Source organism: Exiguobacterium sp. s91 (assembly GCF_018618915.1).
GTDB classification, from domain to species: Bacteria; Bacillota; Bacilli; order Exiguobacteriales; family Exiguobacteriaceae; genus Exiguobacterium_A; species Exiguobacterium_A abrahamii.
Window position 1 is genome coordinate 1,443,652 of the sequence record NZ_JACSMZ010000001.1, and the last position, 21,661, is coordinate 1,465,312.

32 protein-coding genes are annotated in these 21,661 nt (G+C 44.4%); 25 read left to right on the top strand and 7 right to left on the bottom strand.

The annotated features are described in order from the left end of the window. Positions 1-55: 55 nt before the first annotated feature. The 13 genes from KNQ06_RS07470 (at position 56) to KNQ06_RS07530 (ending at position 8,464) form a co-directional block, all read left to right on the top strand. The gene (locus KNQ06_RS07470) at positions 56-949 is read left to right on the top strand and encodes a DMT family transporter (protein ID WP_215147776.1); all 894 of its coding nucleotides are present in this window, start codon (positions 56-58) and stop codon (positions 947-949) included. 28 nt (positions 950-977) lie between these two features. Then, positions 978-1,448, top strand: a complete 471-nt coding sequence (locus KNQ06_RS07475; RefSeq protein ID WP_215147777.1) for a DUF7878 domain-containing protein — start codon at positions 978-980, stop codon at positions 1,446-1,448. A 20-nt stretch (positions 1,449-1,468) separates the two neighbouring features. Next, positions 1,469-1,987 carry a hypothetical protein gene (locus tag KNQ06_RS07480; protein WP_215147779.1) on the top strand — a complete coding sequence of 173 codons (519 nt, stop codon included), beginning with the start codon at positions 1,469-1,471 and terminating at the stop codon, positions 1,985-1,987. Between the two features lie 233 nt (positions 1,988-2,220). Then, positions 2,221-3,099: an NmrA family NAD(P)-binding protein gene (locus KNQ06_RS07485; protein WP_215147781.1), complete on the top strand. Its 879-nt coding sequence runs from the start codon at positions 2,221-2,223 to the stop codon at positions 3,097-3,099. Then, entirely contained in the window at positions 3,086-3,379 is a 294-nt protein-coding gene (locus tag KNQ06_RS07490; protein ID WP_023468121.1) for a hypothetical protein, read from the top strand. Before KNQ06_RS07485 ends, KNQ06_RS07490 begins: the two co-directional genes overlap by 14 nt. A gap of 36 nt (positions 3,380-3,415) precedes the next feature. Continuing rightward, positions 3,416-3,835: an RrF2 family transcriptional regulator gene (locus tag KNQ06_RS07495; protein ID WP_029341552.1), complete on the top strand. Its 420-nt coding sequence runs from the start codon at positions 3,416-3,418 to the stop codon at positions 3,833-3,835. A 53-nt stretch (positions 3,836-3,888) separates the two neighbouring features. Next, positions 3,889-4,743, top strand: coding sequence for an NmrA family NAD(P)-binding protein (locus tag KNQ06_RS07500; RefSeq protein WP_050677785.1), 855 nt, complete (start codon positions 3,889-3,891; stop codon positions 4,741-4,743). 234 nt (positions 4,744-4,977) lie between these two features. Then, entirely contained in the window at positions 4,978-5,256 is a 279-nt protein-coding gene (locus KNQ06_RS16990; RefSeq protein WP_251133491.1) for a hypothetical protein, read from the top strand. A 177-nt stretch (positions 5,257-5,433) separates the two neighbouring features. Further along, positions 5,434-5,715: a hypothetical protein gene (locus tag KNQ06_RS07510; protein WP_149427255.1), complete on the top strand. Its 282-nt coding sequence runs from the start codon at positions 5,434-5,436 to the stop codon at positions 5,713-5,715. 18 nt (positions 5,716-5,733) lie between these two features. After that, positions 5,734-6,072 (top strand): hypothetical protein, encoded by a 339-nt coding sequence (locus KNQ06_RS07515; protein ID WP_215147783.1) that lies wholly within the window; start codon positions 5,734-5,736, stop codon positions 6,070-6,072. 37 nt (positions 6,073-6,109) lie between these two features. After that, positions 6,110-7,285, top strand: coding sequence for a hypothetical protein (locus tag KNQ06_RS07520; protein WP_215147785.1), 1,176 nt, complete (start codon positions 6,110-6,112; stop codon positions 7,283-7,285). 209 nt (positions 7,286-7,494) lie between these two features. After that, the gene (locus tag KNQ06_RS07525; protein WP_215147787.1) at positions 7,495-7,947 is read left to right on the top strand and encodes a GNAT family N-acetyltransferase; all 453 of its coding nucleotides are present in this window, start codon (positions 7,495-7,497) and stop codon (positions 7,945-7,947) included. A 163-nt stretch (positions 7,948-8,110) separates the two neighbouring features. After that, complete coding sequence (locus KNQ06_RS07530; protein WP_215147789.1) at positions 8,111-8,464, top strand: hypothetical protein; 354 nt, start codon at positions 8,111-8,113, stop codon at positions 8,462-8,464. A gap of 99 nt (positions 8,465-8,563) precedes the next feature. On the opposite strand, the gene KNQ06_RS07535 is transcribed toward KNQ06_RS07530, so the two are convergent. After that, positions 8,564-9,280, bottom strand: a complete 717-nt coding sequence (locus KNQ06_RS07535) for a GntR family transcriptional regulator (protein WP_215147791.1) — start codon at positions 9,278-9,280, stop codon at positions 8,564-8,566. A gap of 173 nt (positions 9,281-9,453) precedes the next feature. Between KNQ06_RS07535 and KNQ06_RS07540 the strand changes: the two genes are divergently transcribed. Genes KNQ06_RS07540 through chbG form a run of 5 tightly spaced genes read left to right on the top strand, consistent with a single transcriptional unit; the run spans position 9,454 to position 13,405 of the window. After that, a complete protein-coding gene (locus tag KNQ06_RS07540) occupies positions 9,454-10,776 on the top strand; it encodes a 6-phospho-beta-glucosidase (RefSeq protein ID WP_215147793.1) in 1,323 nt (440 codons plus the stop codon). Further along, entirely contained in the window at positions 10,773-12,092 is a 1,320-nt protein-coding gene (celB, locus tag KNQ06_RS07545; protein ID WP_055967723.1) for a PTS cellobiose transporter subunit IIC, read from the top strand. Before KNQ06_RS07540 ends, celB begins: the two co-directional genes overlap by 4 nt. Before the next feature lie 29 nt (positions 12,093-12,121). Then, the gene (locus tag KNQ06_RS07550; RefSeq protein WP_029341536.1) at positions 12,122-12,421 is read left to right on the top strand and encodes a PTS sugar transporter subunit IIA; all 300 of its coding nucleotides are present in this window, start codon (positions 12,122-12,124) and stop codon (positions 12,419-12,421) included. Further along, entirely contained in the window at positions 12,418-12,720 is a 303-nt protein-coding gene (locus KNQ06_RS07555; RefSeq protein WP_215147795.1) for a PTS sugar transporter subunit IIB, read from the top strand. The genes KNQ06_RS07550 and KNQ06_RS07555 overlap by 4 nt, the downstream gene beginning before the upstream one ends. Next, positions 12,713-13,405: a chitin disaccharide deacetylase gene (chbG, locus tag KNQ06_RS07560; RefSeq protein ID WP_149427247.1), complete on the top strand. Its 693-nt coding sequence runs from the start codon at positions 12,713-12,715 to the stop codon at positions 13,403-13,405. The genes KNQ06_RS07555 and chbG overlap by 8 nt, the downstream gene beginning before the upstream one ends. Before the next feature lie 145 nt (positions 13,406-13,550). On the opposite strand, the gene KNQ06_RS07565 is transcribed toward chbG, so the two are convergent. Further along, positions 13,551-14,426 (bottom strand): MerR family transcriptional regulator, encoded by an 876-nt coding sequence (locus KNQ06_RS07565; protein ID WP_215147797.1) that lies wholly within the window; start codon positions 14,424-14,426, stop codon positions 13,551-13,553. A 109-nt stretch (positions 14,427-14,535) separates the two neighbouring features. Between KNQ06_RS07565 and KNQ06_RS07570 the strand changes: the two genes are divergently transcribed. Beyond that, the gene (locus tag KNQ06_RS07570) at positions 14,536-15,594 is read left to right on the top strand and encodes a serine hydrolase domain-containing protein (RefSeq protein ID WP_052017145.1); all 1,059 of its coding nucleotides are present in this window, start codon (positions 14,536-14,538) and stop codon (positions 15,592-15,594) included. A gap of 388 nt (positions 15,595-15,982) precedes the next feature. Continuing rightward, positions 15,983-16,309 carry a hypothetical protein gene (locus tag KNQ06_RS07575; RefSeq protein WP_215147799.1) on the top strand — a complete coding sequence of 109 codons (327 nt, stop codon included), beginning with the start codon at positions 15,983-15,985 and terminating at the stop codon, positions 16,307-16,309. A gap of 94 nt (positions 16,310-16,403) precedes the next feature. Here KNQ06_RS07575 and KNQ06_RS07580 read toward each other — a convergent pair whose 3' ends face one another. The 3 genes from KNQ06_RS07580 to KNQ06_RS07590 form a co-directional block, all read right to left on the bottom strand. After that, the gene (locus KNQ06_RS07580) at positions 16,404-16,664 is read right to left on the bottom strand and encodes a hypothetical protein (protein ID WP_215147801.1); all 261 of its coding nucleotides are present in this window, start codon (positions 16,662-16,664) and stop codon (positions 16,404-16,406) included. 26 nt (positions 16,665-16,690) lie between these two features. Further along, positions 16,691-17,443, bottom strand: coding sequence for a hypothetical protein (locus KNQ06_RS07585; protein ID WP_251133492.1), 753 nt, complete (start codon positions 17,441-17,443; stop codon positions 16,691-16,693). Between the two features lie 92 nt (positions 17,444-17,535). Continuing rightward, positions 17,536-18,453 (bottom strand): NAD(P)-dependent alcohol dehydrogenase, encoded by a 918-nt coding sequence (locus KNQ06_RS07590; protein WP_215147802.1) that lies wholly within the window; start codon positions 18,451-18,453, stop codon positions 17,536-17,538. A gap of 189 nt (positions 18,454-18,642) precedes the next feature. On the opposite strand from KNQ06_RS07590, the gene KNQ06_RS07595 reads away from it, so the two are divergent. The 5 genes from KNQ06_RS07595 (at position 18,643) to KNQ06_RS07615 (ending at position 20,288) form a co-directional block, all read left to right on the top strand. Then, positions 18,643-18,942, top strand: coding sequence for a hypothetical protein (locus KNQ06_RS07595; protein ID WP_215147804.1), 300 nt, complete (start codon positions 18,643-18,645; stop codon positions 18,940-18,942). Positions 18,943-18,958: 16 nt separating this feature from the next. Beyond that, positions 18,959-19,159, top strand: coding sequence for a hypothetical protein (locus tag KNQ06_RS07600; protein ID WP_023468100.1), 201 nt, complete (start codon positions 18,959-18,961; stop codon positions 19,157-19,159). A 25-nt stretch (positions 19,160-19,184) separates the two neighbouring features. Continuing rightward, positions 19,185-19,532, top strand: a complete 348-nt coding sequence (locus tag KNQ06_RS07605; protein WP_215147806.1) for a hypothetical protein — start codon at positions 19,185-19,187, stop codon at positions 19,530-19,532. A gap of 161 nt (positions 19,533-19,693) precedes the next feature. Then, positions 19,694-19,876 carry a hypothetical protein gene (locus tag KNQ06_RS07610; protein ID WP_215147807.1) on the top strand — a complete coding sequence of 61 codons (183 nt, stop codon included), beginning with the start codon at positions 19,694-19,696 and terminating at the stop codon, positions 19,874-19,876. Positions 19,877-19,985: 109 nt separating this feature from the next. Then, complete coding sequence (locus tag KNQ06_RS07615; RefSeq protein ID WP_023468098.1) at positions 19,986-20,288, top strand: hypothetical protein; 303 nt, start codon at positions 19,986-19,988, stop codon at positions 20,286-20,288. Between the two features lie 58 nt (positions 20,289-20,346). Here KNQ06_RS07615 and KNQ06_RS07620 read toward each other — a convergent pair whose 3' ends face one another. Beyond that, entirely contained in the window at positions 20,347-20,964 is a 618-nt protein-coding gene (locus KNQ06_RS07620) for a hypothetical protein (protein ID WP_149427238.1), read from the bottom strand. A 69-nt stretch (positions 20,965-21,033) separates the two neighbouring features. Next, positions 21,034-21,363, bottom strand: coding sequence for a winged helix-turn-helix transcriptional regulator (locus KNQ06_RS07625; protein WP_055967696.1), 330 nt, complete (start codon positions 21,361-21,363; stop codon positions 21,034-21,036). Between the last annotated feature and the right edge of the window lie 298 nt (positions 21,364-21,661).

Below are 21,661 nucleotides of genomic sequence, written 5' to 3' on the forward strand. Positions count from 1 at the left end.
AAGATGATAGACAGGAAAAGATTTGGAAATGAAAATACGTAAACGAGGATTAACCATGACATATTTCATGTATTTATTTTGTTTGATCGTCTGGGGACTGAACTTCATTGCTGTCAAAATCCAAGGAACACCTGTCGCCTTGGAAGTATCCCTGACCTATCGATTAGCGATGACCGCTGTTCTTTTCATCCTATTCGCGCTATTCGTTAAACGAACGAACAAACCTACCGCGTCGGACATGCTTTTCATCGTCGTATTCGGTGTCTGTAACTTCGCTCTGAGTTACTTATGTCTCTATTATGCGACGATGTTAAGCTCTGCTGCGATCGTGACATTGATTTTCTCACTCAAGGTCATTCTGACACCAATCGCTCTGCGCTTGTTTTTAAAAGAGACCCTCCATGCGCGCGTTTGGATTGGCGGATGTTTTGGTATCATCGGCGTCGGTGTCCTGATTGTTCCGAGTCTAGGTAGCATCCATGGACTGACCGATTTAAAAGGTGTCTTGATTGCTCTAGTCGGCACGCTATTGACGTCAGTAGGTGACGCCAGTTCAGCTCGGAACGCCAAGCAACGAATCAACCCGGTTCATGCCAACGCGATTGGATTCACTGTCGCGAGTCTACTGATGGGCGCCATCGTCTGGTTCCAAGGAACACCGCTTACGCTCCCGACAACCGTCACCTATCTTTCTGCCTTACTCTATTTAACCGTGATTGCATCGTTTCTTGCCTGGCTGTTTTATTTGAAACTCGTCGAACGGATCGGTGGTGCGAAGAGCGGCTATATGGTCGCGCTATTTCCGTTGATTGGCGGTGTTGCTTCCGTATTGATTGGTGAATCGACGCTGTCTCTTCCTTTAATCATCGGCTGCCTATTTAGTTGCATCGGGGCTTCGATTGCTCTAGGGATTCGTCCGTTTCGGCAACGAAATAAAGTATTCAGCTAATGTCAATTCATGAACCGGAGTGATGAACATGTCTTCTCAAATCAGATGTACGTATGATTTTTTAAATTCACCGAACGCTATTTCAAATGCTTCAGCAAGAGACATCCCCACCATTCTGTCGATTGAAGCGAATGTCAAAATCATCATTGATCATGCACTATATCTTGAAACATCATTAGCCATCTTCGAGTTCTATAAATCGTTGTATCGGTGGAAAAGATTGGTGACACCTTCATGTACTCCTGCCTTTTATTATTATTCGGTGGAGTTTGACCATGATGAAGAAGGGGCAATCGTATCGATGATCCCTTCTGCTGATCAAGGAAACATTCAATCGATTTGGGGCGATGAACGGATGAACACTGTTTTTCCGCTCGACACCTTAGTGACGTGCTTGTCTGATTTAGAAAGGCAACTGCGATTCGATCTTGAAGCGTACTTCGACATTCAGCTGGATGCCTTCATCCGTCACATTCCCTATTCGTCACCAAAACTTTAATAGAATGAGGAGACTTCTATATGCTTGATTTATCTCGGTTCCAGATCGAGCTTGATATCAAAAAGCCAACACCCTATTTTCAGTCAATACCAGAACGCCGTATCCGCTTTTTAATGGAAGACCTAAATGCCTCGCAGTTGAAAGAAATTCTTCAGACGATTTTTCAAGAAGACAGATCCATCCATCTTCTATTCGTTGCTGCGTACATTCATCGTTTTCGTCGTTATTCAGCAAAGGCACGAGTAGGCTCGTCGATCACGATTCGAAACTGGAAAGAGTATATCGTGGAAGATGAAGTAGCTCATAAAGGTGTCGTCTATGCGCATGTGAAAGATATAGAGCTCAATGAAATCATTTCCTATTGCACAAAAGTCTATCGAGGGCACACGCCAGCTTACATCGTCTTCTATGACTCAGTTTTTCTTTTGTATGTGTCGACGGATGTAGTGGATATCATTGGCGATGCGACTGCGATTAAGTCACTCAAGGAAACATACGCGTATATTTACAATAGCTTTCACGACAAGTACGTCGAGTAATATTCATAATAAACCTAGATATGTAAACATAAGTATTAATAATTAATTTTTTTGAATATTAAGGTTCATATATTGAATAAATGGAATACTTAATTATGTTTTTAGCAGGAACTATCATCTATCCGGTATTTGAAAGATAATTAGGGTATTATATAACTAATACAAGTATTTTATTTACCACTTTCCAACATCAGTGATGCCTCGTTCATCTAAGAGAGGAAAGGAATTTTCCCATGATTTTCATTACGGACTTTTCTTCACCGATCGGGCAGCTCGTCAGCCAACGTATGCGCACGGAAGAACAGCCTTTTTGCATCGGGGTATCCGATCCACAAGCCGCTTCCGAATTATATGGAGAGCATTTTGACTTTCGTCGATTCGATGTCCAGGATGCCTCGACGTTCGTAGAAGCACTCGCAGGATGCGATCAAATCTTTCTCGAATTTCCTGCAAACGCGGACTTGGAGACATTCGAATATTTTATTCATTATCTCAGACAGACTGCCCTGCAACACATCGTCTACCTCTCAGCCAAAGACGCTCTATCCCTCCCATTCACGCCACATCATCGTATTGAAGTCGTCATTCGCCAAACCGACATTCCCTACACGATCATTCGTCCTAGCTACTACATGCAGCATTTAAACATGTTCATGCGAGATATGTTACGAGATCATGCACACCTCTTCGCACCGGCAGGAATTGGTAAGACGTGCATGATTGATGCCCGTGACGTAGCGACCGCCGTGATGACGTGTCTTGAAAACCCAGCCACTCACTTCAATAAAATCTATACGATCAGCGGTGAAGCGGCTTACAATTTTTACGAAGTCGCCCGGCTTCTCGGAGAAGAACTTGAAACAGAGATCATGTATACAAACCCGTCGATTGATTTTTTCCGGTCCTTTATGATGCAACATGGATTGTCTTACGAAGAAACCAATGAAATCATCAAACTTCATGTGCCGATCTTATTAGGTCTAGCGGATGAGACGGATAACCACTTTCTAGAACTAATTGGTGAACGACCGATCACCCTTCGGCAATATATAAAAGACCACCTATCCGATTGGGTAAATGAAGAGGAGGGCAAAGCATATGATTACTCATGAACGAGCACTGTTCGTTCGTCAATGCATCGTCGATTATTATCACCGGCTCGGCATTCATTGTCAGGTGACGATATTCACAGAGTACCCATTGCAATTGTTGCTCGACTTCGACTCTCGAAGAGATGAACTGATTACGCCTCAACGGCGAAGCCTCTCCTGTCGGTACATTCGCGCACACCTCATTTCTGCTTTGATCACATTCGATGATTCCTACACGCATGTTTACATGACGAAAGCGCCCTTTTCCTCCATGACGCGATATTGTCTCTTGATTGTCTGAAATCATCGTCAGTCAAAAATGAAAGGAGATGCGATCGTGCGGTTGAAACGTGCTACGGAACACGGCTTGCTGACATTACTTTTTTTGGCACACACCTCAAAATCGATGACACGAAGAGGAGAATACGTAAAGACGAGAGACATTTCGCTTCAATGTAACATCTCGTACGAGCATCTTACGAAAATCATTTCAATTTTAGGAAGAGCAGGTCTTTTACGAACCCATGCTGGACGAGAAGGCGGTGTTCAACTCCTCCCATTGAGTCATACTGTCCGGGTCGGAGATGTCGTCGCGTTATTCGAACGTCCGCTTTTTCCGGGAACGCGTTATCAGGTACGTGCGTTAGATCAACTATTAGATGTTGCACTGATTTCGTTCTTTAATACGCTCAATCAAGTTACGATAAAGCAATTAGCGGACGATTTACCACCTCACTTTTTCTTAGACATATCATGATTTACTTCTCATCAAACAGCAGTTCAGTCAAGTGTACAGGAAGGACGTTACACATGACGATTTTAGTAACAGGATTCACAGGAAACGTCGGACTAGCCGTCGGTCATGCAATGATGAAGCGACATATTCCCTTTCATGCGGCTGTCATCGACCCAGCAGCTGCTTCAGAGAAATTCGGTAATGCTTTTCACTATCGTCACCTGGACTACGCCGATATCTCAACGTTTTCACAAGCGTTAAAAGGAGTCGATCAACTCTTTTTGATGTATCCGTCCCAAGTATCAACACGACAGTTCCATCTCTTTCTGCGCTATTTGCGCTTCACCTCAGTTCGGCACATTGTTTATCTCTCGTTCAAGGATGTTCCAGTCTTTCCGCTGACACCTCACCATACGATCGAAAAGATCATTCAAGAGACCGGTATCCCGTTTACGATCATCCGTCCCGGATACTACATGCAAAATTTGAATCTTTTCATGCGTGATGACATCCGTTTTCACGAACAGATCGTTACGCCCGCTGGTCTTGGGAAGACAAGCATGATCGACATCCGGGATATCGCGACGTTCGTCATCCATTGCCTCGAACATCCTGCCCCCCATTTCAATCGTGTCTATACGTTGCATGGCGAGGAAGTTTTCGGTTTCCATGAGATCGCAAGTCTGATGACGCTACTCTTAGGAAAGACGATCCGTTACACGAACCCTTCGATTCCATTCTTCCAAATGAAGATGGTTCAAAAAGGATATCCGAAAAGCTACGTCAATGAAGTCATCATGTTACACCTCCCGATTAGTCTTGGACTCACGAAACGAACGAACCGTCAGTTCCGCGAGGTGACTGGTACCGAGCCGATTCCCCTAAGTCAATATATTCTCGATTATCAAGCCCACTGGGAGAAGCATTGATTCCTCCATTCTTCGTAAAAGGAAAATGACTTCCTCAAAACCTAGTCGTCTCAAAGAGACACGTGTGCCTCATTCATAATCCCTTCATCCATTTGAAGGGATTTGATAGTTTATTGTGGAAAATGATTCTATATGAAGATTCTTTTGCATGATATATGACTTGATTGATTTTAATTTCCGATTTAACACTATTATTTATTCAATAAAGGAGGAGCTGGTATCCTTAAATTCATTTTGATTGGCTCACTACTTGCCGTGATTGCTTTTTTTATCTATTTTGAGCCATTTCGGATCGAACCCTATGACCCAAACGTTGAAGTAAACGGTAAAGCGATTCCAACTGTCCAAGGTTCTTATTGCTGGTCCAGTTTGTTCAGTGCTCAATGTGCGGACATGATCTATGTCGATGCTTTACACATGACTGAAAAAAGTAAACCCGTCATCGTCTCACCCTCTGACAAAATTCATCTCTCGTTTGATCGTAAACCCGATTCGCTCGAAGTCGTACGCTGAGATTCGAAAACGAAAAGTGAACAGGTTTCATTAAAAAACGACATTCTTATCGCACCTTCTTCTCAAGGTACGTATACCTATGAGGTCGTTGCGCGATGGAATGAACATGGCGACGGTCTATCCGCCTTTTTGATTCAAGTCCGATGAACCCCCCACTCAAACAGGAGATGAATAACAATGCGTACAGGTTTTCGACTCTGGCTTCCCTTACTTTCACTTGCCGTCTGTCTTTTCAATGCCTTCGGCTACGACGACAAAAATATCTTATTGTTTCTGACGAGCCCTGTCTTCTGGCTTCTTGAATCACGATCCTTTCTTGGAACATGGCTAGATTCCTTCCATGTCCCGCTGTTCCTGATCTACATCCTGACCTTGATCAGTTGGTTCTTGATCGGGTTACTGATTGATGTCATTCTTTCTGTTTTGTTTAGAAGATCGTCTAGACGCATCCATGATTAACTGAGGAGGAAAATACATATGGGACCAACCAATGACATGTGGGTGTGGGTATTATTCTATGCTTTCTTTTTCATCACGCTTATCAGTGCAATCTTCGTCGCGATCAAGCATCCAGCCTTGAGAAAAGCGTCGATCCGAGCGATGGTAGCCATGCTTTTTCTGTATGCACTATTCATTTGGAACTCTTTGTACCGTCTTGACATTACAGAGTTCAGACATTTTTACGAAGGATTGACGACACTGCGACCGTGGGCATGGATGTGTGTCTTCTTGTTCGCCTACACATTAATGTGGTGGTATCTCGTGTTTCTTTACACCCGTCGTCCAAGTCACTCTTCACATGAGGTACAGCAATGAACTACATTTCCGAAAACCTTAAAAGGAGCTATCCGATATGAAATTACATCGATCCGCATCCGTCTTTTATCTGTCGACCATCGTTTGGACGACAGCGGGTTGTACCATGATGGAAGAACAAGCAACACCGCGTGTAGCACAAAAAAATGTCTTGTCACCTGAACAAGTGAACACTTCCTTGAAGAAAGCAACGACCGACTCCAATAACCAACAAGCAATCGAATTAGAAAAGCAAACGGAGCGCGTCACGTTAGGTCAAACGAAAACGTACGACCTCTCTTCATTACTGAGCAAACACCGTGTCTCGATTGATCCGCAGTATTTCTATCAAAACCAGATCTTCTACTTTGACCTACAAGAAAATAAGAGTGTCATCTATACATACGATACGAAACGACAGCACAACAAAATCGTCCATGCGACGAAGAATGCAATCCCGATGATGACGGGTACAGGTGCGTTTTTACTATGGGTCGAAACAGAACAGCCGACAAAGACCGGTGTGAAATGGTCGATTCGTCAATTGAAGATTACGACGAATCAGGTGACGACGCTCGATACTGGAGAAAGTCGCTTCGATACGTCCCCTCCAAAAATCGATGTCACGTCAACTCGGGTTTCCTGGATCACGCAAGAAGCGACTGCACAAAAAACGGTCTCCACGATAAAAACGTATTCGTTAAAAACCGAAAAGATCACACCACTTCAGTCCTTCATCTTAAAAACAGGAAAGATACGAGACGGTCTATTCACATACGAGCACCGCGATAGCGATGACGGCGTGACTTTATACACGTCTCACTTTAACAACGGAAAGAACGTCCGTGTGCTTGAGACGCTGGATGGTGCCTACAAAAAAGAGATATCCGGATTAATTGATTTCAGTCGCAGCGGTACCTATCTCGCTCTTGGAACAGAAGGCGACGCCATATTCCAACCCATCGGATTGGACGAACAGACGCTGAACTATTCCGCTTCCAGTGCCCAGACGACGATCGACGGCATTCAGTTCCTCTCAAATACACAAGTCATCTTCCGCGAAGGCATCCATCAGTTGATGTATGCGGACTTAAAAGCGAAGACCGTCGCTCCTTTAACGGACTTTGAAGAGCTGGTATCTCTTCCTCTACTGCAAGATGGGAAACTCACTTACTCCATCACGAACCGGAAAAAATCTACCTTGCATGTCGTAAAGCTCCTCCCGTCTAATTAAACGATCATGATCTTAATCTAACGAATGAAAGTCGTTTTCCGGTACTCTGTACGGAAGACGACTTTTTTCTTAAATGTTCTTTTGTACTCTTAAGAAGAACGGAGGCTCACAAGTTCTTACATAACGCTGCTATATCCACTATTGAGACAATAGAGTGAAACTGACTTCTAAGTCAAACGCATACAAATACATCTATGAGGAGAGAGAATATGAACATCCGACAATTATCCGTCCATGAAAATCCACCGATGGAGCTCTTGCTAGCAGCGGACCCGTCTCAAAAGTTAGTCGAAAGCTATGTAAAAAGAGGTCATTGTTTCATCGCTGAAAGCAATGATCAATGGATTGGTGTATATGTACTTCTCCCGACAAGGCCCCAAACGATTGAAATCGTAAATATCTCAGTAGATGAGTCGCATCAAGGACAAGGTATCGGAAAAGATCTTTTACGACATGCGATTAGCACAGCGAAAACACTGGGGTATACAACCATTGAAATCGGAACGGGCAATTCAAGCATTGGACAGCTAGCACTTTACCAAAAATGTGGATTCAGAATCGTTGAAGTCGATCTGAACTTCTTCTTGAGACACTATGAAGAAGAGATCATCGAAAACGGGATCCGGTGCATGGATATGATTCGGTTATCGCAAGATATATAAGAATTTCAGCATTCTTTTCGAAAAGTAGTTTCCGCTATCTCACAGTAAAACTTGAACGATTATGGATGAAACATCATGAGGCTATTAACGTTATGTAGGATTGCAAAAAATGGATTCATAACCCATAATATGAACATACGTTCTTATTATAAGGAGGTCCATCATGCAATACCTTCAAAAAGAAATGACTCATCCGGTATCGTTATCTACTATGAATCCAATTATTTATCTCTCCATCGATTCATCCGTTATTCTTCATCATGGTTCTTCCATTTCTGCGCCTTATAGAATGGAAGTCATGTTATTCATCGCTTTACGGGAAAGATTGTCCTTAAAACTGCTTCCTCCCCATCACTCCGGTGGCGCTGCAGAACTTGTCTACATAGAAGAAGTCGACTTCGAGAGTCGACAGTTGACGCTCTTTCATATGAACGATTCGTCATTGTCCTATCATCGCTACGTCGAAAACGATTATTTACTCTCCGAACAGCCTCAACTATTACTTAGCATGATGTAAGTTGAAACAAAATGATGACGTCAAAAGAGGTTGAATCCATTCCGATGTGTGAATGGATTCAACCTCTTTTCGCGCTTCTCAACAACAGCGCTATTCCATTTAACGATACGAACGTTCAATTACGAAGTTCGTCTTATCCCCGCGGAAGTAGGATCGTGAATATTCAATGATCCGACCTTCCTGATCCTCTGTCACCGTCTCGATATAAAAACATGGCGCATTGATCGGACATTTGAGATGGCTACTGATGGATTCATCCGCAAGGACGATTTCGAGTGACTCCGTCGTTTTCGCCACTTGGATATTGAAGACCTTCGATAGCGTATCAAACAACGAATGTTCTGCTTGTTCCTTCGTGATCCCTGGAGCAATCGACCACGGGATGAATGAGATCTCATATTGTGTCGGTTCACCGTCAGCATGACGAATCCGTTCAATTTTCTGGATGGGTGCTTGTTCTTTTACAGGGAAGACTTCCGTCAAGACGTCGGTCGCAGAGACGACGGATAATTGTATCAACGACACCTCGCCCCGCTTACCTTGCACCGCTAACTGAGCGGCGTAGTTGTTCGGTGTATGCGACAATGTCTGCCGCACTTTTTTACCGGCGACGAACGTCCCACGCCCTTGCTGTCGAATCAGATACCCTTCAAGCGTCAACTGGTTCAATGCCCCCCGAACGGTCGTCCGACTAACATCAAACTCTTCACAAAGTACATACTCCGTCGGGAATTTTTTCCCTTCTTCGTAATAGCCTCTCTTGATTCGCGACAGTAACTCTTCCTTGATTGCCGTCTGTAACGTCGATTGCGACATACCCCCACCTCTTCCTCTAATCCTTTGTGCCTTTATTGTGATACAGACATCATACAAATGCAAATACAAATCATAATTTGTTTTATTTGTATTTTTATATTGCTCTAAGTTGTATTATTTGTTACATTTGTTACAACAAAAAGAAATCGCTTTCATAAGGAGGAATTCACAACATGCCACTCAAGGTCGTCATCATCGGTGGAGGCTCCAGCTATACACCGGAAATCATCGAAGGATTCATTCTGCGTCACCGCTCCTTTCCGGTCGATGAGGTCATGCTCGTCGATATCGAAGACGGAAAAGAGAAGCTTGAAGTCGTTGGTCAACTCGCTCAACGCATGATTGACAAGGCTAACGTGAAGATCGCACTTCGTTGGACGCTCGATCGAAAAGAAGCGCTACGTGGAGCCGACTTCGTTTCGACGCAAATTCGGGTCGGTGGTCTTGCGGCCCGTGCGCTTGACGAGCGCATCCCACTGAAGCACGGCTTCATCGGTCAAGAGACGAATGGCGCTGGCGGTATGTTCAAGGCGTTTCGGACGATTCCCGTCTTACTTGAGCTCGCTGACGAGATGGCGGAACTCTGTCCCGAAGCCTGGTTAATTAATTTCACCAATCCTGCAGGGATCGTGACCGAAGCACTATTGAAACATTCCAAGCATCAGAAGGTGATTGGTGTCTGTAACATCCCGTTCAACATGCGGAACTCCGTCGCTGAAATCCTACATGCCCCCGTCGAGCACGTCTCGATCGAATTTATCGGGTTGAATCACTTCATCTTTGGTCGACAAGTCACGGTGAATGGTGTCGACCGCACAGAAGACGTTCTTTCCGCATTGCGTCAAGGGAACGACTACTCACCAGCGAATATCGTCGGACTCGGCTGGTCGGAGTCGTTCCTGAATTCAATTAAAATGTTGCCGAACCCGTACCATCAGTATTATTTCCAAACGCGTGACGTGCTCGCTAAAGATTTACAGGCTTACGAAGAGAATGGAACACGAGCCGAAGTCGTCCAAGAAGTCGAGCGCCGACTGTTCGAGCAATACCGAGACGTATCGCTCGATGTAAAACCGAAGGAGCTTGAGCAACGCGGTGGAGCCTACTACTCGGATGCAGCGTGTAACTTAATGGACTCGCTCTATAACGACCGTGGTGATATCCAAACCATCAATACGCTGAATCAAGGAACGATCCGTGACTTACCGGAAGATGCGGTCATCGAGGTCAACGCCTTCATCACAAAAGCCGGACCGCGACCTCTGTCGATCGGTAGCTTACCACTCCACGTGCGTGGACTGATCACGAACTTAAAGACATTCGAGCAACTGACGATTCAAGCCGCCATCTCCGGGAAGTACGAGGATGCTTACCTCGCTGCCCTGATGAACCCATTGATCCAAGACGAAAAACGAATCGACGCTTTACTTGAAGAGCTGTTTCGCGCGCATCACCTGTACTTACCCCAATTCCAACTTAAGGAGGTTCTCTCATGAACAAGTTCATTGAAATCGCCGGACGGATCGGTTCCCAGCGCCATCTCGTCGCCATCCGTGACGGGTTCGTCTCCGTCATGCCGCTCATCATCGTCGGTTCGCTCGCGATCCTGATCAATAACTTCCCTGCCATCCAGCTCGGCAGCTGGTCGCTCGACTTCGTCGGCTCGATGAACAACGCTTTTGGTGAAGGCAGTTGGCAACGGCTCGGTGGAAACATTTGGAATGCATCCTTTGCGATCCTCGGCTTACTAGTCGCTTTCTCGATTGCCTATAACTTGGCACGGTCCTACGATATCGACGGTCTTGCCGCTGGTATCCTGTCGATCGCATCTTACGTCATGCTTGTTCCAGTCACGAAAGACTGGGGACTTAGCTTTGCTTGGCTCGGTGCACAAGGCTTATTCGTCGCCATCATCGTCTCGCTCCTCGTGACGGAAGCGTTCCGCCTTCTCATCCATACGAAACTGACGATCCGGATGCCGGACGGTGTGCCCGGTGGTGTCACCCGATCGTTCCAAGCATTGATTCCTTCGATGATCATCTTGACGGTCGTTGCTGCGATCCAGTTGTTCATTCAAATAAAACTCGAGCTCAGCATCTTCGAAGTCATCTTCAAGGCAATCCAGCAACCGCTTCAAGGTTTCGGAGATTCGCTCGCTGCCGGTCTGATCATCGCTCTGTTGAACCATGTCCTCTGGTTCTTCGGATTACACGGCACGAACATCATCGGTTCGGTCATCGAGCCGATTTACTTACCACTGATTGAACAGAACTTAGCTGCATTTCAAGCTGGCGCCTCCGCCTATGACGTCCCGTACACGGTAACGAAACCGTTTCTCGATGCGTTCGTCTTCATGGGTGGCTCTGGTACGACATTGTCACTTCTACTCGCCATCTTCATCGTCGTAAGGAAACAACGTAATCATCCCTATCATCAAGTCGCTAAGCTATCCGCTCCAGCTGGTCTGTTCAACATCAACGAACCGGTCATCTTCGGCATGCCGATCGTGCTCAACCCGGTCATGTTGATTCCATTCATTCTTGCACCGGTCGTCTTGACGGTCGTCTCATATGTTGCACTATCAACCGGAATGGTTCCAAAGACGGTCGCCATCGTACCATGGACGACACCACCGATCATCAGCGGGTATCTTGTCACCGGTGGCAGCATCCGCGGTGTCCTGCTTCAGGTGTTCAACTTGACGCTCGCGACGCTCATTTACATCCCGTTCGTCGTAGCAGGAGCTCGCGCCATGACTGCCGAAATCAATCGAAACAAAGACAGCATCCACGAAGGAGAGAAAATCAGTTGAAGACAGAATCAATCCAACAACTATCGTTCATGATCATCTTACATGCCGGAAATGCACGCTCGAGTGCTTTTGAGGCGATTGCTGCTGCCAAACGCAGTGACGAAGCACTTGTCCAAGCGAAACTCGAGGAAGCAGAGACTTCGTTTCTTGAGGCACACAAACTACAAACGGAACTCTTGCAAGAAGAAGCACGAGGAACGAGCAACGAGATGAGTGTCCTACTCGTCCACGCTCAAGATCATCTGATGACGGCGATGACGGTCAAGGAACTGGCGACCGAGATGATCGACATGATCACTAAAATCAATCGACTGGAGGAAACGAAATGAATATCTTACTCGTCTGCTCAGCAGGCATGTCCACTTCAATCTTGGTAGAAAAAATGCGGACGGAAGCCGTAGCACGAGGGCTTGACGCAACGATCGAAGCAGTACCCGAATCGCGACTAAAGGAACATACGACGATGGACGTCATCTTGATCGGTCCGCAAGTCCGGTACCTCGAGAACAAAATCCGTTCAACAGTTAACGTGCCGGTTGCTGTGATTGACAACATGGCATACGGGTTGATGAAGGGCGATCAAGTGCTTGATCAAGCACTCTCGCTGACTGACACGGCACATGCCTAAGACGCGTGTAATCGTCAATGCTGATGATTTCGGTTTGACGACGGGTATTAACCAAGGCATCATCGAGAGTCATCTTTACGGTCCCGTCAATTCGACGACGCTGATGATGAACGGACATGCGGTCGAAGAAGCTGTTCGACTTTCTCAGCAACACCCGGACCTGCATGTCGGCGTACATCTCGTGCTCTCTTGGGGAAAACCGCTCGCTTCGACAAGTCAGTCGTTAACGAAGAAGGACGGAACGTTCCGCTTCACGAGTCGCTTTTTGAAAGAAGAGCCACCGGATCCTAAAGACGTCTACCTAGAATGGAAAGCCCAGATTGAAGCTTTTCTTGCTACCGGGCTGTCGTTGCATCACTTAGACAGTCACCATCATATCCACGGCTGGTCCGCGATCGATTCCATCATCGTCGATCTCGCTAACGAATATCAAACGACGTTCCGTGCTGCGGGGAACGAGAAGCACCGGGATCTCTGGCTGACGAATCGCTTCGATGAGCGGTTTTATGGAGAGGGCGTTTCGTTTGCGACACTTGATTCAATCTCACCCGGTTCATCCGTTGAGGTCATGGTGCACCCTGCCAACATGGATGCGCTACTTCCAAGCGTCACATCTTATGTGAATCAGCGACTCGTCGAGAAAGATCTTTTAACGAGATATACTCCACCGGATTGGTGGACATGAAAATAACATCCCTACTACCTTGACGAACCGAGGAGTAGGGATGTTGTCATTTTCTTTATGAAACGTTGTAATAAGAAATTGCGATTTTTTTAGAATTAATTTTACATATATAAAATTAAAGTACAAAATGATTGTTGCTTTCACACTACGCATTATTTGGTGTAATGCGAAATTGAGTCTCAGAAAGTATATCTTCCGTATAATCAATCGCAGTTAACTGAGTGAGGTCTGTTAAGACGATATCAATTAATGGTCCCTCGACTTTATAGTTGTTTTCTTGAAGCCATTCTTGTAGAAATGAATATAATTTACGAAAACGTTCCTTCCCTGCCATACCTCTACTCACAATACAAGCATAACTACCACTAGGCAAAGTCGCATTCTGAAACGGGGATGTCATGGAAGGAAGAAGCACGCCTACCTCTAAATCGATTTCTGGAAGATGTCTTTCGAAGTGAGAAAATTCTTCATTTAGTTGGATATGATGATGCTGTAACACGAGCGATGTAACGGGTAGATCCTCAAACGAATTTTCTTTGAGTAACTGTAGAAACGCGTCTTGATAGATATCAATTCCGCCTCTGTCGAAAATCTTTCGCTTCGATAGAATAGGTCGTTCATCAAAATGTTTCACTACTATTTCCCAACTATCCTTTTTCGTGATTGTTGATGAAATTAATTCCTTTTCTATAGATTCGATTCGGCGATGCACTTCCTTCTCAGTCTGAAGAAGTGCCAACCGCTTTAACTTAATTTCTTGTTTCTTCTTATCTAACAATCCAAGTTGAAGATTCACATCTCTTTCGTTTAAAAAAAGTTGAACTTCTTCAAGAGAAAAATTCATCCTGCGTAGATGCTGGACGATTTTCATATGTGTGATGTCGTGTTGTGTGTAATATCGATACTTACTATGTGGATCGATTTGACGCGAACGGATCAGACCAATCTGATCATAATATCGTAGTGTCGATGCAGGTATCCCACTTTGTTTTGCAGCCTCTCCAATTTTAAATAAACTCAAGTTATCTCTCCTTTTAAACTATATTTTATAGAAAGCTTGACCTTAAAGTTACTTGAAGGTTGATAATCAATCAGTGTCATCACAACATTGATTGAAGGAGAACTGAACTATGAAGTCAAGAAGGAAACGTACTCTTTTATTTTTATCTCTAATAGTAATTGGGAGTCTTTTCGTCTATCTTACCCGCCCGTTCGTACAAAACGAAACAGATAATGAAAATATTTCACTTCAAAGTAAAACAGATACTGAACAGTTGAAGATAAGTCTTCAACAGCAGATGAAACGCAATGAGTCGGACGCATTATATGCAATTCAGGATACCCAACAAGTGGCATCCATCGGCTCTTCGAACGAATTGTATAATGTTGCTTCTATTCGTAAAAGCATCATCAGTGCACTATTTGGGATTGCAGAGGAAAAAAGGTTAGTAGACTTGGATATGACATTGGGACAACTCTCTGTCGATGATTCCAAGCAACCCTTAACGAAACAAGAGAAGTCCGCAACAATTCGGGACTTATTACAAGCACGATCAGGTATCTACTTAAACGCATTGGGTGAATCACAACGAATGAAAGATTTACGTCCAAAACGTGAAAGTCATACTCCAGGAAGTTTTTATTACTATAACAATTGGGATTTTAACATGTTGGGTCTTATTCTTGAGAAAGAGACGAAAATGAAAATCGGAGATGCTTTTGAACAATGGATCGCCAAGCCTGTTGGCATGAAAACATTCAGCCCTTCTCATGTCACTTATGAAAAGAATGAAGAAACATCCATTCCGATGTATCGATTTTATATGTCTGCCGAAAACCTTGCCCGATTTGGTGCGCTTTATGCCCAAGATGGTAAGTGGAAAGGACGATCCGTTATTCCAATCAAGTGGGTTGAGGAGAGTACAATGGCTTACTCTAAGATTTCGGACGTCGATCGTTTTTCAGGATATGGATATCTTTGGTGGTTAGAATCAAATGCTAAAAATCCTCTGTTATGGGGAGTGGGATCAGGCGGACAGTTTTTAATCGTTGATCGGAAGAATAATTTATCTATCGCTTTATTGAATGACACTGGAACTTCGCCATTATCAACTCTCACTTATCGTTGGTTCGGACAGGAATCGACATATGCTGAGGCAAGGGCGATTCATCGACTATTAATAAAGTAGAATGTAGGAAACATGAAAAATCACTGCTCTCTTGACAAAACGAGGAGTGGGGATGTTGTCATCTATTCCTAAAATTTTATGATGAAAATCCAGGGTTCTAATTGGAATTAATTTTACAGATACATTACTTAATGGCATAATAATGGTAACCTTTTCATGAGGAGGAGATACTTTTGAAAAAACAGCTTGCTTTTGCCGGTTCTTTTGCGCTCTCAGCTATCACGATCGTCATCATTCTTAAATTAGTTGGAGTCGATCTTTAAAGCAATCACTCAAATGATGTAGATTTTCAAATTAATGATTCAATCGCTGTTATGATGCATCGTCTTCCGATCATTAGTAACAGCTTTTCTAGGTTCAATGCTATGGAACGATCGGAAGTGATGAATTGAAAAAAGTCGGAATGAACGTTTTGGTTGCCTCACTCCTATTAGGTGGACTGCTGTTTTACTTAGACGTCCGATACGATGAGCGATTCGAGCAGCACGTCAGCACAAAAGTCGAAACCTATGTCGAGAAAAAATACGGTCCATCTCATGTCGTCTCCCTCCACTCTGCCTATGATGACAAACACCGCGATAAAGAGAAACGCTATAAGATTGCCGTAAAAGTCCGTGGTCAAGGGCTCCAAAAAGAAGAATATTTCCTGTATCGTCTTCAAGATGATCACGTCGTTGAGATGGGCACAACGACCAGTTTGCCGAAGCGAAACTAAGTCACGAGATGCTTTCTTATTTCACACTACATATCATGAAAGGTCAGAAGATTCTTTTTTACTCGGAATCAACTGACCTTTTTGTTTAACCTTTTTATGGATCAGAAATACCATAAGCCAGTAACAGCAAATAGGACATCATGCAGAACGTAATGAGATGGATGCAGACGAATCCCCACTTGAGTATTCGGTGCTTCGTTTTGTACCCTGTGTATACACCGACTAACGGAATGATAAACAGAAGCAGGATATAGACAGTTCCAAACCCTTTCAGACTGACTCCGCTCTTCATCAGGAAAAAGAAGAAACAAAAACAGATGAATGCAGATAACGAAAGAATACTGTAACGATTCATAAGCCCTCCTCCACTACAAACACAGCTTAGCGTCTTACCGTCTGAAGATTGAAGTATTCCGATAGCGGCACGATCCGCCCCTGCTCATGCCAGTTCCGATATGCTTCAAAAACGCGTAAGACGTTCCCGTCATACCGTTCCTCGATGAGATGATGGATCGCGAGAAAGCTCCGCCAATAATCAAACATGATACTCGACAGACTACCGGCATAGGAGGCACTCCCAAATTGATCAATCGAACGCGCTCCATACTCTTCCTGAAAGAGCTCGACCAGCTCTGTCTCAATTAAAGTAATTCGCTTGAATGCTTCGTCCGACAACAAATGCTTTCGGGGTAGGTACTCACACATTCCCTCTTCGAACCAGATCCCGTCTTCTCTCTCATCGTCGAATTCATCAACGAACAAATCCAAGTGATGCGTCAGTTCATGACCAGCAATCGTCAAGACGTGATCTTCCGCGAGCGTTTCGTAGAATGCTCGAATATGCGGTACGTCCTTCCCGTCGAGTTGGGATAAAAATAACGTTCGCCACTCTGTAACATCTGGTGATATGTAGATCAAGTCCTTATTCGTAAATGCTGGAATCGGAATGTCCGAGAAGACGGTCGTCGCGAGTTCCGCTGACGTCCAAATAATTCCTTTCGGCACGTCGATCAGTTGATACTTCTCTTGTAAGATCGTTTGATACTCGTCTAACCGTGCTTGAAAGCGATGCGTGACCGCTTCGTATTTGTCATAGTCCGTTTTTGTCTCAAACGCATGAATCTGTTTCATCATCGCTATATCCCCCATCCTTAAAAAAGCCTATTTTATTTTAACATATATTGGATAAACATAAAAAAACCACCTGACCCAGGTGGTTCGATGAATCATTCGTTTGCTATTAACACGACGACGTTACCGAATTTTTGTCCGGAGTCAACGTAACGATGGGCTTCGACGATCTCATCAAGGGAATAGATATGGTCGATAACGGCTTTAAATCGTCCCGCTTCAAACAGTTCATTCAAATAGTGTAGATCCTCTTTCCGTTCTCTCGCGACACCCTGCCCCGCGACGGATGCAAAGGCACCGTTTTGTTTGACGTGCCGTTTCGCTTGCGTCTTATTGATCTTTCCGGACGCATCGAAGACGGCATCGTACTTCAGCAACAATCCATCGTAGCCGTCCTTTGTATAATCGATGACGTGATCGGCACCGAGCGCTTTGACCCTTTCCGTGTTTCGTCCACTACAGATAGCCGTCACCTGCAGCCCTTTTGCTTTGGCGATCTGAACGGCAGCCGTCCCGACAGCGCCCGACGCACCGTAAATCAAGATCGTCTTCATCTGATCGATTTGGAGTTTTCGGAAGAAATGGAGCGACGTCGTACCACCGAACGGGAGACAGACCGCTTCCGTGTACGATGCGTGCTGCGGCATTTTTGCAATGCAACGTTTCTCAGACACGCACGCATATTCGGCGTATCCACCGAAGCCAAATCCGGTCAAGGCATGGACACGGTCTCCGACTTGAAACTGCTTGACGTCCTGACCGACTTCGACGACTTCACCGGCAAGAACGACGCCAAGGATTGGTTGTCGCGGTCGCTTGAAGCCGACAGCCAGACGCATTGGAAGTTTCCCTAACAGCGGGACATCGAGCGAACGCATGCGACGATCTCCTGAATGGACGGCAGATGCATGTACTTTAATCAGTAGATCGTTTGATTTTGGAACCGGGCGTGGTACCTCTGTGATGTGCAAGACGTCAGGGGATCCGTAGCGGGTACAGATGGCTGCCTTCATCGTATTTCCTCCTCTGATCGAGATGATGGTTTTCCTTTAATCATACGCTGATTTCAATCTGAATTCCTGTTATTTTGGAGTAAGAAAGATTTTTTTGTTTTACATCAATCGGTTTTGAAACTGGTAAAATTTATATAATAATACGATTTCATATAACCTTATTAACTGACGAAAGCAGGTGCCTGGTTCATGCCGACACGTCGTTGGCTTTTTGCTTTTATTCTATTCCTTTGTATACCGCTTAGTGCCTGTACACACGAGAATGATGCACGTATCGTCGAGAAAGTTACAGGGGATACGTTATTCGTTGCTCCAAGTGAACAACATCCGGACGAGCAGTATGCATTGACAGAGATTCGCGTCACAACGGACACGATCGTGTATGGCAAAACGGATAACACGTCTGCCATTCAGACGGGTGACACGATTCAAGTGACATTTGCAAAGGACTCAATTGTCGCGACCGAGATCCGTCGAACGAAAAAATAAGAAAGAGGGATTATCCATGATTGTTCCAGTACTCCGCCATCTACGCAATATTTTCATGAGCATGAGCCTCATCTTCGGTTCATCCTATTTTTTTCAAAGAAGTTATGGTGATGAAATCACCGGTTTGTTTTTCATCGGAATCATAGGTGCGATTGGTTTTTGTATTACCCTAGGACTACTCTGGTATCTCAAACGAAAAGAATCGCACGGTTTTTAATAAGTTTGTCAAAGGAGACACAATCATGATGGCACGTACGAAAAAATTACACCTTATTCAGTTGAAGGTACTCTTCGCGCTTCTGATCACGCTCTCGATGATTGGTGCTGTTTTCGCACCTCATTCTGTCGATGCAGCGACTAAGGAGTATACATCGTACAAAAAACTAAAACTCGGTATGACCGCGACAGACGTCGCAAAGTCGCTTTACGGAAAATCATATAAGAAATACATAAAGAAAGAACATGGCGTCACGACACTCAATCACAAGGTAGTATTGAGTGAGATCAAAGACGACTATGCTTTATACGCTTTCTCATTTTATCCGTACGATGAAAAAACGATCATTGGTCTTTACAGCGCATGCATCTGATCTTCAAAACGAAACAAGAAGGTCACACGTTATATCTTGTGCAAAAGGAATACACCCCTAAAACGCCTTCGAAAAAACGACTCTTGCCAGGAAAGAAATTTAAACCAGGCATGACGATAGCTGAATTCGATCATATTCTTTCGGGCAAAGGGCTAGGTGTCATGACGGCTCACCGCACAGAAGATTACTCAAAGATCGGAAAAGCCTATGATGACAGTACAGTCGTGTATCCAGAAAAACAGACATCGCTCTTTTACTCGTATCGGAATCCAACGGGTGATGATTGGATGATCGTTGAATTTAAATATGATTTCGATCAAAAAAAATATATTGCTCAAAAATAACGAGTATTCATCTTCAAATGAATACTTTTTTACTTTTAATTGAAATTGATTGAATCTTTTTACAGAAATATTCGTAAAAATCTGTATACACGAAAGGAGCTCGACACACATGTATGATTTGTTATTGGCCGTTGGTATTTGTCTCGTTGGATATTGGTTCTACTATGTCTTCTTACTCGGATTCAAAAAAGGAAATATCGTCATGACGTTTAACGAGCGGTTCATCCATCATGAAGACCATATTCAAGCTGTTAAGCGAAGATTAAAGGATGACGGTCGCCACTTCGAGTATCTTGGAGATCGAAAATTCATCGTCGATGGAAAACCGTACCTGTTCATGGAACGGACGGTTCCAGGGGACTTTGGTCCTCTGCAACAGACGATTTTAAAAGGTCAACGTAAAGCGTTCTAACCAAAGCACCGCTCCTTCTGTCGACGACAGAGGGAGCGGTGCTCGTTTCATTCAAATGTTATTCAGGTGTATGTACATCTAATTCATCCATGACGCGTCGAATCGCGGGCAATGAATGCTCTAAATCAATCCAGGTTTTAAAATAATACTCGAAAAAGACACCTTGGTTCCGCATCCGTTCTAATGTATTAATCGGATCTCCTTCGGTGACCCAATCTAGGTTCTCAAAATTTGTATAACTATCCGTACACGATACGTCCTCCTCGTGAATGCCTGACTCTAAATAATCATTCGAACAGGTCTCATTTTGTACATCGATTTGTCGATAAAAATCACGAATTCCTTCCTTTGGACGATTGATATGGTAGGACTCACCCGTTTGATAACTCTCCTGGTAATACCATTCCCACAAGATGACCCATTTCCAGACCAACCCATCGATTAGATAATGGCCGATTGCCCGGTCCATTCGGCAAAAGTTAAATCGAAACGTCCGTTCACCAAAGTTTGTCTTCAAATCCAAGACGACTTTGATGTCGCTAGTTTCCGGTGGATGACCGAAAAATAAGATGCCATGCTCGAATCCTTGTGCAAACTCCTCTATTGACTGGCGTCTACCTGCTTTATCCTCAAAACTAACGGTAATCGAATCAAATTGAACGATTGGTTGTTCCATCTGTCTACCCCTATTCTGTATATGATGTACTCAAAAAAGTGAGCCTCGAGCGAGACTCACTTTTGTTCGTCATGACGAGACGACTTCTCCACCCGTCAAATCAATATGTCCTTCTCCCCATGCGCACATCGCGTCAAGAATCGGCTTCAGCGACCAGCCGTACTCGGATAACGAGTAGATGACTTTCGGTGGGACTTGTTCAAAGACCGTCCGGATGATGACGCCGTCTTCTTCTAACTCGCGCAATTGTTGCGTCAGCATTTTTTGCGTGATCGTCGGCATTAGCTTGCGGAGCTCACTCGTCCGACGCTCGCCTTTGATCAAATGACACATGATGACGACCTTCCACTTTCCGCCGATGACTTCAAGTGTTGCTTCGACCGGGATATTGTATGGCATATATGTTCCATCCTTTCGTGATTCCGTTAAGGGCATAGGTACTTTTTAGTGCCTATCGTACTTGAAAGTGCGTACTTCCCAAGCAGATTAGCTGGCTATATGATAGCAATTGTCAACGGAAAGTACAACCTCCTTTTAGACCTTGCATCTAAATGAAGGAGTAGGGTACTTTTTAGTGCCTATCGCACTTTAAAGTACGTACTTCCCAAAATGAAACACCCCGGTTATGCTGGGTTCATGTCAATCGGATCATGTTCGGTCGGGCCCACTGAACACGATCCTTACTGAAATCATTTTT